Raw genomic sequence first — 12,116 nt, 5'->3', positions numbered from 1 at the left:
ATGCAATGATCACATCATTAACGCTTGATCTTTCTACCTCGGCTTCGATACTGGGCACTCAGCCAGACCTATTCCTAAGGTTTTTAAAAGCTAAGAGTATTCCTGGTGTTCTATTTTTTTCTGAGGAACCTCAGGTATCAATTTTTACGCTAGCTCAGCTTTTAAATACTCAACCCGAGATTCTAATGGACTGGTTAGAAGATCAAGTCCTAGGTCAACTTATGGAAGAGGTTGACGATGATGAATGGCTGGATGCAGAAGCAGGTAAAGCCTATTATCAATCAGTTCTAGCCAAGGAAGGCTGATGGATTGGCAGGTTAGATATACAAAAACGTTTTATAAAGAGCTAGCGAAAATTCCAGAAAGAGTTAGGCAGCAAATCGAAGAATTTGTGTTTGGTAGTGCGGTCCAGAAAAATCCTTTTAGCGCTGGCAAAGTTGAAAAGCTAAAGGGATACGATGACTTCTATTAAGTCCGTTTTGGGTCTTACCGTTTGGGCTTACGGATTGATCAAGAAAACCAGGTCATTGAGTTTCGCCGAGTGCGCCATCGCCAAGACATCTATCGCAAATTTCCTTAGGTAGCTCCTCAGCCACTGCTTGACAAGGTTGATCGGCGATCGCAGCACGGTGCTCAAAACCCAGTTTTTGACGAGTGCTTGCTGATCTAAAAGACGTTTGCTCTGTCGGCTATATCTGGCATAGTGCTCTAAACTGGCTGGGTTACGAATCGCTGCGGCGGCAGGCCGAGTTTAACCAAACCAGCATCTCCCGCTATGATAAGTGCACATGATCTAGTGTCCCCTGTGTTGTGACCGACTCTGCGATTTCGCCCTCTGCAACAACTGGCTTGCCCCGACAGCGGTGGCAGGTGGCAACGGCAAATGCATCGTTAGCCGCATCATTGGCCCAGGTTACAGGGCTATCGCCGCTGCTCACGCAGGTTTTGATCAACCGGGGCATTACCACCCCAGCCCAGGCGACCGATTTTCTCGACCCCGAGCGGCAGAAGCTGCCGTCGCCCCTGGCGGAGTTTCCCGATTTGGCGGCGAGTTTAGAGCTACTGGTAACGGCGATGACTACGCAGCAGGCGATCGCGATCTGCGGCGACTACGACGCCGACGGCATGACCAGTACCGCCCTCCTGCTGCGGGCGCTCAGGGCACTAGGGGGAATCGTCAGCTATACCATCCCCAGCCGCATGGCCGAGGGCTACGGCATCAATACCCGCATCGTGGAGGACTGCTACGCCGAGGGGGTGAGCATCATTCTCACGGTGGATAACGGCATTGCGGCAGTGGCCCCGATCGCCCGCGCCCGCGAACTGGGCCTGGCGGTGATTGTCACCGACCACCACGATATTCCGCCCGAGATTCCCCCGGCGAACGCGATTTTGAACCCCAAGCTGCTGCCCGAAACCTCGCCCTACCGGGGGGTGGCGGGGGTTGGGGTGGCCTACATTCTGGCGGTGTGCCTGGCCCAGGCCCTGGGCCGCACCCAAGATCTCACCGGTCCGCTGCTGGAGCTGTTTACCCTGGGCACGATCGCTGACCTGGCTCCGCTGACCGGGGTGAACCGGCGCTGGGTGCGGCGGGGGCTGGGCCTGCTGCCCAGGTCGCGCCTGTTCGGCATTCAGGCGCTAATTCAGGTGGCAGGGCTGGCCGACCAGAGCAAACCGCTGAAGCCCGAGCACATTGGCTTTCGCCTGGGGCCGCGGATCAACGCCGTGGGCCGGATCAGCGAACCGCAGATTGTGATCGATTTGCTCACCACCGACGATGTGGGAGTGGCGCTGGAGCGGGCCATGCAGTGCGAGCAGATCAACGCCACCCGCCAGGAGCTGTGCCAGAGCATTGAGCAGGAGGCGATCGCCTGGTGTGAGCAACAGCGAGCCCTGGGCACTGTAGATATTGAGCGCGATCGCGTGCTGGTCGTCGTGCAGCCGGGCTGGCACCACGGCGTCATCGGCATTGTGGCCTCGCGGCTGGTGGAGCGCTACGGCGTGCCCGTCTTCATTGGCACCTACGAGGATGACGACCACAAGGTCATTCGCGGATCGGCAAGGGGCATTCCAGAATTTGACGTATTTGCCGCCCTGCAAAGCTGCCACGACCTGATGGAAAAGTTTGGCGGCCACCGGGCAGCGGGGGGCTTTTCATTTTTGGCCAATCGGCTGCGCCAGGTGACCACGCGGCTGTCCCACTACACCTGCCAGACGCTTTCGGTCGATCTGCTCAAGCCCCTGGTCAAAATTGACGCCCAGGCCCAGCTCAGCGATATTCACCAGGGGCTGTTCGACCAGATCGATCACCTGCACCCCTGCGGCATTGAGAACCCCGACCCAGTCTTTTGGACGCCCAACCTGCGGGTCATCAAGCAGGAAACCGTGGGCCGCAACCGCGACCACCTGAAGCTGGTGCTGGGAGAAACGGGCGGCGACCAGACGATCAAGGCGATCGCCTGGCGCTGGGGCGAGTACTACCCCCTGCCCGATCGCCTCGATGTCGCCTACAAGCTGAAGCAAAACGAATGGCAGGGCACCACCAGCGTCGAGCTAGAGCTGGTGGGGGTGCGTCCGGCGGCGGGTTTTGACCCCGCTGACGGGGTAAACGCGAACTCTACGCGGCCTGCGCGGGTCGGCCCATCGCTGCCCAATTTATCGTTGCCCAATCCATCGGGGAATGGCTCTCTGGCGGGCAGTGTGGGGCCACGGCTGGAGGTTCGAGAAGCTGAAGTTTACGATCGCCCAGCGGTCCCGCAGGCGGAGATGGCCCCCCCAGTAGAGGACGCTGTAGAGGCTATTGAGGAGGAGTCTCCAGGGGCGATCGCGCCAGCACTCGCCCCGCCGCCAGCGGCCGCCGCCCCAGCTCCCTCTACCCAGCCAGAAACCCCGGAGGCCGCCGAGTTTACCTTCAGCAACCGCCGCTATGGCGCTACCACCACCACCGTCGCCGACACCGCCACCCTCACCATCGGCAACCCCGAGGGCCAGAGGCTGGTGGTGAAACGGGGCGACCCCCAGGGCTGGCTCTACCTGCCGGGCGAGTCGGCCAAGCCCGTAGACCTCAGCGAACCCCACTACGGCAACCTGGTGCGGGCCGGGGTGGCGGCGGTGGAGCTACAGCAACTGGCGCTGCGGCTGGCCGAAGCCGAGACTCAGCTGGCCGCCCAGGATGCCCTGCTGAGCCAGAAAGACGCTCAGCTAGACCAGTTGCAGGCTGAGAATGCGGCCCTGAGGGCCGCGCACAGGCAGGACATGCCACCCCAGGCCGATCGCATACAGAGTAATCCTAGTAATTTTGTTCAGCCTAAGACAGCGGATTTGGTGAAAACGCCAGCTCCGGCTATGCCAGTGCAGTCGGCCTCGGTGCCAACGGCTTCAGTCAAATCCACCAAACCCGCCCCGGCAAAACCAGATGCGCCAGCGCCAGCGGTTCAGCCACCGGCCAAGCCCGCCTCGCCGCCCGTGGCTCCCGCTTCGGCGGCGGCCGCTCCAGCCCTGAAGCTGGACGACGCCAAGCAGCAGGTGCGCCAGGGCCTGAGCGATCGCGTCTGGTTTTGCCTCAGCGCCGAGAGCCAGAGCGATCTGGCCCTGGCCGTAGCCCACCTGGCTACCGCTAGCGATCCGATTACCGACCCGGCGATCGCGGGCCTTGCCACGGTGCTAGAGCGCGAGCTGCTGCGGCCCCTGCTGGCCGACTTTGCCAGCTACGGCGATCAAACCGGCGATTGCGACTTGATCGCCCTGGCCCAGGACATGGCCCAGGCGGCCAGTCTGGCGGTGCTGCCACCCCTGCTGAGCGAAACCTGGCGATCGCTCACCGCCAAAGCCCTGGCCGCCAAGACCAAACCTCGCAAAGGTCTGCACGAAACCACCCAGGCGGAGGCCAGCGAAACCCCCTTCCCCATCGACGACAGCCACCGGGTTATGCTCGACGAGTTTCTTCAGGGGTGGGATCACCCCATTGCCCGCTGGCTGACCGGCGGCGGGGCCGAAGCCGCCTCCGACCTCGCCCAGGTGGCGCAGCTCCAGCAGGCTAGCGACCATTTGCCGCTTTGGCAAGGGCAAATGCTGCAACATTTGGTGCTCGGCCAGCGTCAAAAAAAGGGAATTTTACAGAAAATTTTTGGCTGATCTCCCTGATTCTACGGTTGCCCGCGGTATGGTGGTCTGAAAGCTTTGCCGAGCCAACCTTCTCTACCCTCAATGGTAAACGCGCCTTTTCAGCCCCGGTTTTTGCTCGTCTGCGGCCTCTCGGCGGCGCTGGTCTCCTGCGGAGTTGAGGAGCAGGGCGGCAGCAGCGGCCCGACTCGGTTTGTCAGCATTCAGCCGATTCAGGTGTGCGACGACTTTGGCCTCGTCTGCGCCGACCTGGCCACCTTTGAGGAGGCCACCCGCAAGATTTGGGCCCAGGCCAACCTCGACATCAGCTTTTTGGCCCCCAACCGGCTCAACGCCAGCCGCTTTCTCACCATCGACAACCAGGATGAATTTGCCGAACTTTCCTTTGCGGGCGGGGCCGGAGCCTTTGGGCGCAACCCGCTCTCGACTCGCACCTCCGGCCCCATCAGCATGTGGTTTGTGGACAATATTTTTCCCTCAGACGAGTTTGAAACCTTGGGTCTGGGGTGGATTGACCAAAATGGCGTCTTAATTAACGACAGTATTCTCGGGTTCAACAACGACGCTGGCCGCCTCGACACGGTGGCCCACGAAATTGGCCACAACCTGGGCCTCACGCACACTGGCTTTGGGGCCGGCGGCGCAAATAACCTGATGACCGACGGCGGCATTCGCAATACGCCCAGCACCGTCGGTGACATTACCCCCGACGGTGCCCGCCTCGATCGCCTGACCAGCAGCCAGATTGACGTGGCCCGAGGCAGCGGCCTGACTCGCTCTAACCCACAGCTTTCAGCCGACAGCATTCCGGTCGCCCCACCCGCCGCGCCGCCTGCGGTAGGGGCCGCGCCATCCCCCGACCTAACGCCCACCGGCGACCCTTTAGCCGTTCTGCCCCCGGTCACCTATCTCGCTCTCCAACCCGAAGCGGCCTTTGTCGACCCGGCGCCCCCGCGCTCCATTCCCAACGGCCCGGCCATGAGCCTGGTTACGGCGCTGCTGCTGGCGGGATATTTGGGTTGGCAGCCCCGGAGGCAATAGTGCTAGGGGCATTGATGGGCGGCGCCTTGGCTGGCGCGATACTCTGGGGCCAGCCCGCGATCGCCCTGCCTGACCAAGCCGTAACCATCGCCACCGCGCTCCCCCCGCTGACCCAGCCCCAGTCGAGCCCGCTGTCGCAATCGCTGCCTATGCTTGGCCAGGACACCATTGCCTACCCGCCAGAACTGCGCCATCTGGTGTCGGCGGCGGGAAACTATCATCTGATTTTGACCCTGGGGCAAGATGCCTCGGGAGCCAGGCGCACGACGGCTAGCCTGTTTGAGGCGACGGGCGATCGCTGCCAGCAGGTCTGGTCGCACACCCTGCCCCACAGCTACGGCCCCCGCCTCGCCCTGGTCAACGACGCAGGCACGGTGGTGCTGCTGGATGAATGGATTAACGTGGCCAGCCCCTACGCCATTATGGTGATGGGGCCAGAGGGCGAGGTCGCAGCCCAGCACAGCTTTGACGATATTGTGGAAATCACTGGTCAATCTCGGGCCGAGGTGGTAGAGCAGGCCGCTCAGGGCTTCTGGCTGGCGGGCAATCCAGAGATAGATCACGATGGTTTTCAGATAATAGTTCCGACCGCCGGAGGTCGTCTTACCATAGACTTGCTAACAAGAGAGCTAAAATTTTAAGGGTGTGTATTCCTATATTCCTTAGGGACTAGCAGGGCTGCTGCAATAACTCTGAAAAGAAGTCTAGAACCGACACTCTTTCCAAACTGGAAGATTTAGCATGTGTCACAACAGTATTTATGGAGAAGCAGTTAAGTGCCCATAACAAGAAAAATAGAATTTTACTCTCTAAAGTTATCTCTAAACTCAGATCAAACAAAATCTTTAGATACGGGCGTTATTAAAGATGTACTTAGCTATATAAACGGCTTAAAAAAGCCTATGCGCCGTCGTGAAATAGATCAAAAAAGTTATTACTTTTTAGGAGACATTCAGGATACACCTGGCGAGAAGGACATCCAAAGACTTGTGTTTAAGAGGGCAAGTTATGGAGCAAACCCTCCGCTGGTTAAGAGAGAAACATTGGAGGAGAGAGAGAATCCCAAAGAGCTTAATGAAGGAGAGCGCAGTCAGGTTCATGCAGTATTTCGATATTATGATGACGAAATTATCGTTTTGCTAGAAACTGTGAAGCCCGGCTTGACAATCAATCGGATTGAATACTACTTAGATGAATATGCCTCGAGATTTCATGAAATTTCTGGGACTCAAAAAAAATACACCGTCAAGCACTCCATAATTGCAAAAAAGGATTTTCGGCAAGAGCTTCGTCAATTGAGCAGGGTAGTCATTGGCAATATATATACTGACAAAAGACTTCTCGGAAGTGATTACTATGATCTTTCGGATAGAACTCGTTCAGTTCAAGAAGAAATAATTGTCAGAGTCAAGGCAGAAAGGGGTAGTACAATTGAGCAATTCATTGAAGATGCATTTGACAAAATGACAGCGGATGGAAGTAAAGTCCATAGAATTCGAATCGAAGGAGTGAATCAAAATAACACAGGCATTATTTTGGATACTAAAATACTTAAAAAAATAGAGCACTTAGAGCTTGAAACAAATATACTAACAGGAGAGATTAGGACGGAAGAGATACTATCTCAACTGGTTCAACTGGTTCGAGACATAGACCTGTAGAGCAAGCTGACATGCCTAGTAAATGGCTCTATTTAGAATTCCTTGTACCTGTAAGGGATTACACAGCAACTCTTGACAAAAGAGAGTTTGTTTTTGATTGGATATTGCCTCTTGTGTTCTCCTGCTTACTGTATTTTTTTGTGCTGAGTCCAGGCACTTATACAGATGAGATGTCAAATCTTGTAGGTAGCCTTTTAAGCGTTTTGGGCGTACTTTTTGGTTTTTCTATAGCATCTATCACTTTGCTGATAACCAGCAACGGTGGTGCTATAGATCTTATAAAGAATAGATTAACCAAAAATAGAAAGATTTCGGGAAGGCCTGTAAGTATTTATCAATTGACAATAATCACTTTTACTTTTCTTCTTTTTTTGGAAATATATGGCATTCTCTTGAATTTCTTGTATCTTTTGATTTTGTCGTCTCATTATGCTTTTTGGGAAAGTTCCTGGAAGGTTTTTTATGCTGTTGATTTTTTGCTTCTTTTTCAGGTAATTGCTTTGAATGTAAGAAACACGACCAATATTTACTTCATATTCTTGGAACCCTTTCGCCCAAAGTAGTGTGTAGCCTTGCAGAAAAGAGTGGTTTATGAGCTAGTAGTATCTATGGCCAAAGGTGAGCAAATCTACGTTCTGCGCGACCTGGGGATGGTGCCAGGCCTGTACCAGCACCACGGCATCGACGGCGGCGATGGCACCGTTATCCACTACAGCAAAGCCAGGCAGGAAGCCGAAATTTCGCGCACCAGCTACGACGCGTTTTCGTGGGGCAACCGGGTTTACCCCGTGCGGCAAAGCCTGATCTATACGCCAGAGATCGTGATCGAGCGGGCCACCAGCCGCCTGGGCGAACGCCAGTACGACCTGCTGCAAAACAACTGCGAACACTTCGCCACCTGGTGCACCACGGGCCGCAGCGAGAGCCGCCAGCTCGCTAACTTTGGCCTGCGCGTTGACCAGCTCAACCTGCCGGAGCTGCGGCGCCTGGCCGATCGCGATCGCCACACCACCACCCCCGCAGAAGCTCGCGCCAATTTCCAAAAAGCCCTCGGCGACATCGCCACCGCCTACAACACCACCCTGGCCGACCAGCAGGCCGCCTACAAAGAGGCCGACGAGTGGCACCGCGTTGCCCAAAAGGCCCTGGACAACAGCCGCGAAGACCTGGCCCGCGCCGCCCTGCACCGCAAAGTGGCCGCCAGCAAGCGCATTGAACTGCTCACCGCCCAGCTCAGCGACCTGGTAGAGCTAGAGCTGGACTTACAGCGCAATCGGGCGATCGCAGAAGCCCGCCTGAGCGGCGATTAGGTGTTTGGGTGGAGAGGTAGGGCTGATTGACTGACAAAACCTCTGAAACCCTTATGCTGCCGTAGCCGCCGTAGGTTGGTGTTGAGCGAAGTGTTCGCGAAGCGTCTCCAGGGGTGAAAACCCAACACTAGCAAGGGTTTTGTTGGGTTTCGCCAGCTCAACCCAACCTACCTCAGAACGCTTGTCAGTCAATCAGGAGGTAGGGTGGGTCAAAAATCATTTCCTATAGCCGTAGTCACGTTGGTCAGGACATCCAAAAACCCTATGAACGTTTGAGCGCTCAAACGATTGAGCGCTCAAACGTTCATAGAGACTTGTCTCAATCAGACTGGCCACAGCTATAAATGGCCGCCCCAAATAGAAATTCTGTAACGAAATTTACACCTTTGGGATTTTGCTGGATTCTCGCGGGGTAGGATACCTCCTATTCAGCAAGGATGTGCCGTCGATATTGCTTGATCGGCGCAATTTTATGCGGGCAGAGCTAAGACCAAAGCTTGAGCCCAGCTTTGTTCATCGCATTTGTCAACCAAAAAATCCCTGGAATAAACCAGCCATGAATGATCTAAACCCTCGCGAGATCTACTGGCGCAAAAATAAGGCGCTGATCCGCAATCTGCTCATCGTCTGGGCGGTCGTTTCCCTAGGCATGAGCATTCTGTTTGTGCAGCCCCTAAACAGCTTCAACCTGGGTAGAGTTCCCTTTGGTTTTTGGATGGCCCAGCAGGGGGTTATCTACGTGTTTGTGGTGCTGATTTTTATCTACGCCATTCAGATGGACAAGCTCGATCGCAAGTACGGCAACGGCAGCGGCAAAAAGCCTGACTAACCTCAGTTTGGGATAACATCTTCCCCTCCTGGGAGGGGTGCCCGGAGGGCGGGGTGGGTCAAAACGATGACGCCAAAGCAGCCACGTTTCACCGATGAGCTGCTCAAGCGTCGAGACAGACCCACCCCTAGCCCCTCCCAGGAGGGGACGGTGAGTCTGTTTCCCCAACTTAACCCAACCTCAGGTCAACTAGACCCGCCTGGCCGGATTCCCCCATTTGCATCTGACCTTACTACCACCGGATAACTACCATGAGTGTTGAAGCGTGGACGACAGTGCTCGTCATCCTTTCGTTTATTGTCTATATCTATATCGGCTGGCGATCGCGGGTGAGCGATACCAAAGGATTTTTTGTGGCTGAGCAGGGCGTGCCTGCGGTGGCCAACGGGGCCGCTACCGCTGCCGACTGGATGTCGGCGGCCTCGTTTATTTCCATGGCCGGATTGATTTCGTTTTTGGGCTACGACGGCTCGATTTACCTGATCGGCTGGACCGGTGGCTACGTGCTGCTGGCCCTGCTGCTGGCTCCCTACCTGCGCAAGTTTGGCAAGTACACCGTGCCCGACTTTGTGGGCGATCGCTACTACTCCAACGTGGCGCGATCGGTGGCCGTGGTGGCCGCCATTTTTGTCTCCATGACCTACGTGGCCGGGCAAATGCGCGGGGTGGGCATTGTCTTCAGCCGCTTTTTGCAGGTGGATGTGTCCACTGGCGTCGTCATCGGCATGGTGATTGTGGCCTTCTTTGCCATTCTGGGCGGCATGAAAGGCATCACCTGGACCCAGGTGGCTCAGTACTGCGTGCTGATTGTCGCCTACCTGATTCCCGCCTTCGCGATTTCGATGCTGCTGACCGGCATCTTTGTGCCCCAGCTGGGCTTTACCTTTGGCGACATCGTTGAAAAGCTGAACGCGGTGCAGGTAGATCTGGGCTTTGCCGAGTACAGCCAGCCCTTTGCCAACAAGTCGATGCTGGACGTGCTGTTCATCACCATTGCGCTGATGGTGGGCACCGCGGGCCTGCCCCACGTGATCGTGCGGTTCTACACGGTGCCAAACGTGCGGGCGGCGCGCTACTCGGCGGGCTGGGCGCTGCTGTTTATCGCCATTCTGTACACGACTGCGCCTGCGATCGCCAGCTTTGCCCGCTACAACCTGATCGACAGCCTGCACAACAAGACCGTGGCGGAGGTGCAGCAGCTCGACTGGGCCACCAAGTGGGAAAACACCGGCCTGTTGCAGTTTGAGGACAAGAACGGCGATGGCCGCTTTCAGCTCACCCCCGAGGAAGCCAGCAACGAGATCATCGTCGATCGCGACATCATAGTGCTGGCCAACCCCGAGGTGGCCCAGCTGGCGCCCTGGGTGGTGGCCCTGGTGGCAGCGGGCGGCCTAGCTGCCGCCCTGTCTACCGCGTCGGGCCTGCTGCTGGTGATTTCTAGCTCCATTGCCCACGACGTCTACTACCGCATGGTGAACCCCCACGCCTCGGAGGCGAAGCGGCTGATGGTGGGTCGGGTGATGGTGGGCTTTGCGATCGCCATTGCGGGCTACTTCGGCATCAATCCGCCGGGGTTTGTGGCCCAGGTGGTGGCCTTTGCCTTTGGTCTGGCCGCCGCCAGCTTCTTCCCGGTGATTATTCTCGGCATTTTTGACAAGCGCACTAATAAAGAAGGCGCGATCGCCGGGATGATTACCGGCCTGGCATTTACGATTTTCTACATCGTTGGGGTCAAGTTCGCGGGCATGCCCACCTGGTTCTTCAATGTTTCGGCAGAGGGCATCGGCACCGTCGGCATGATACTCAACTTTGTCGTCACCCTGGTGGTGTCGCGGTTGACCCCGCCACCCCCCGCCGACATTCAGGCCCTGGTGGAAGAGTTGCGCGACCCGACTCACCATGTGCCGATAGCCCTGACCGACATCGGCGAAGAACAGCTGGATTGACGGCAACCTCAGTTTGGGATAACCCCTTCCCCTCTCGGGAGGGGTGCCCGCAGGGCGGGGTGCCCGCAGGGCGGGGTGGGTCCAGTCGATCATAGACCCGCGCGTAGGGTGCATTAGCGGCTACAAAATTGGCGCAAAGCCCACAGGCTCTTGGCCTTGGCCGCAATGCACCGCTCACGGTATCGAGCGCCTCTAACTGCAAGGTGCGCAAAGCAGCATGCATCCAGCTGGCTTGGCTTCTCGCTCTTCCAATAATCTTTGCCGTTAAAGTGAGCAGGATTGCCATTCCGGTAAACCTTCCAAAAACGCCAGGGTTTCTGGAGCGGCATAATCCATTATGTAAGCCTCGATCTGGCTTTTCTGTGGACAAAATCTCTGCTTGACGTACCAGCTAAGAGGATAACGAACATCCCGGACATCTACTAAGCCTGAGTTGGCCGCCGCCTCAAGCTGACCCATAAAATACAGCAGTTCGTCAAAGCGATCGATAATAAAAAAATCCTTGGCTGTCAGCTCAGCGTCATCTTTTTCCAGTGCGGCATAGACATCATTCGCTCCAATCAAGAAGCTCTCTCCCTTTGCGGACGTAAACTCTCTCACACTGTCTTCATAGTCCATCATCAGCAGGGATTGAGCCGCGCTGCTGGCTTGAAATTCGGTCATTATTTGACGCGACATTTCGGCTTTTCGCCAGGCCAGTTCGGCGCGGCTTTGGCTGACCGATGCGCTCAACTGATAGACTCCGATCGCCGCTGTCAAAATGGCCCCGGCAATGGCCACAACCTTGGCCCAGTACTCCAACTGACCTAGTGTTATGCTCTTGCTCTTATCCTGCATAGCGTAGCTGCACCCTTAGAGGTTGCTCTTTAGAGTAAATCTCAAAAACCGTCGCCGCTTGATTTAAACAGAATATTTTTAGCGTAGTGGTGCAGCGTAACAAGAGGCTGTCATCGAGTAACGAGAAACTGGTATCGAGTGACAGGAAGCTGTCATTGAGTAGCGAGAGGCTGGCATCGAATAACGAAAGGCTGTCATTGAGTGACGGGAAGCTGTTATCGAGTAACGCTAGGTTGTTATTGAGTGACAGAAGGCTGGCATCGAGTGACGCGAGGTTGGTGCAGAGTGCCAGGGGGCCGTTACATAGAAATGAAAGGCTGGTGGAAAGCAATCGTCAGAGTTTCCCCTCGTCTCCACGCGGAGCGTGGGG

At 56.5% G+C, this 12,116-nt stretch carries 11 protein-coding genes; 10 read left to right on the top strand and 1 reads right to left on the bottom strand.

All coding sequences use genetic code 11. From position 1 onward, the window contains the following. Positions 1-5: 5 nt before the first annotated feature. The 10 genes from LEPTO7104_RS0122465 (at position 6) to LEPTO7104_RS0122415 (ending at position 10,909) form a co-directional block, all read left to right on the top strand. Positions 6-305, top strand: coding sequence for a hypothetical protein (locus tag LEPTO7104_RS0122465; RefSeq protein ID WP_017300842.1), 300 nt, complete (start codon positions 6-8; stop codon positions 303-305). Continuing rightward, positions 305-472 carry a type II toxin-antitoxin system RelE family toxin gene (locus LEPTO7104_RS0122460; RefSeq protein WP_017300841.1) on the top strand — a complete coding sequence of 56 codons (168 nt, stop codon included), beginning with the start codon at positions 305-307 and terminating at the stop codon, positions 470-472. The genes LEPTO7104_RS0122465 and LEPTO7104_RS0122460 overlap by 1 nt, the downstream gene beginning before the upstream one ends. 338 nt (positions 473-810) lie before the next feature. Continuing rightward, the gene (recJ, locus tag LEPTO7104_RS43285; protein ID WP_264308717.1) at positions 811-4,134 is read left to right on the top strand and encodes a single-stranded-DNA-specific exonuclease RecJ; all 3,324 of its coding nucleotides are present in this window, start codon (positions 811-813) and stop codon (positions 4,132-4,134) included. 72 nt (positions 4,135-4,206) lie between these two features. After that, positions 4,207-5,163, top strand: a complete 957-nt coding sequence (locus LEPTO7104_RS0122445) for a zinc-dependent metalloprotease family protein (protein WP_017300839.1) — start codon at positions 4,207-4,209, stop codon at positions 5,161-5,163. Between the two features lie 14 nt (positions 5,164-5,177). Further along, positions 5,178-5,804, top strand: coding sequence for a hypothetical protein (locus LEPTO7104_RS0122440; RefSeq protein WP_017300838.1), 627 nt, complete (start codon positions 5,178-5,180; stop codon positions 5,802-5,804). A 135-nt stretch (positions 5,805-5,939) separates the two neighbouring features. Next, entirely contained in the window at positions 5,940-6,824 is an 885-nt protein-coding gene (locus LEPTO7104_RS0122435) for a hypothetical protein (RefSeq protein WP_155523737.1), read from the top strand. Between the two features lie 11 nt (positions 6,825-6,835). Then, a complete protein-coding gene (locus LEPTO7104_RS0122430; protein WP_017300836.1) occupies positions 6,836-7,387 on the top strand; it encodes a hypothetical protein in 552 nt (183 codons plus the stop codon). Positions 7,388-7,432: 45 nt separating this feature from the next. Next, positions 7,433-8,134, top strand: a complete 702-nt coding sequence (locus LEPTO7104_RS0122425; protein WP_017300835.1) for a lecithin retinol acyltransferase family protein — start codon at positions 7,433-7,435, stop codon at positions 8,132-8,134. A 556-nt stretch (positions 8,135-8,690) separates the two neighbouring features. Next, entirely contained in the window at positions 8,691-8,963 is a 273-nt protein-coding gene (locus LEPTO7104_RS0122420) for a DUF4212 domain-containing protein (RefSeq protein WP_017300834.1), read from the top strand. Between the two features lie 251 nt (positions 8,964-9,214). Continuing rightward, positions 9,215-10,909: a sodium:solute symporter family protein gene (locus LEPTO7104_RS0122415; protein WP_026072982.1), complete on the top strand. Its 1,695-nt coding sequence runs from the start codon at positions 9,215-9,217 to the stop codon at positions 10,907-10,909. A 264-nt stretch (positions 10,910-11,173) separates the two neighbouring features. Here LEPTO7104_RS0122415 and LEPTO7104_RS0122410 read toward each other — a convergent pair whose 3' ends face one another. Next, positions 11,174-11,746 carry a hypothetical protein gene (locus tag LEPTO7104_RS0122410; RefSeq protein WP_017300832.1) on the bottom strand — a complete coding sequence of 191 codons (573 nt, stop codon included), beginning with the start codon at positions 11,744-11,746 and terminating at the stop codon, positions 11,174-11,176. Positions 11,747-12,116 lie beyond the last annotated feature (370 nt).

Origin of the sequence: Nodosilinea nodulosa PCC 7104 (genome assembly GCF_000309385.1) — a bacterium.
GTDB classification, from domain to species: Bacteria; Cyanobacteriota; Cyanobacteriia; order Phormidesmidales; family Phormidesmidaceae; genus Nodosilinea; species Nodosilinea nodulosa.
The sequence above is the reverse complement of the archived record's forward strand: the minus strand, read 5'-3'. Positions and strand labels throughout refer to the sequence as shown.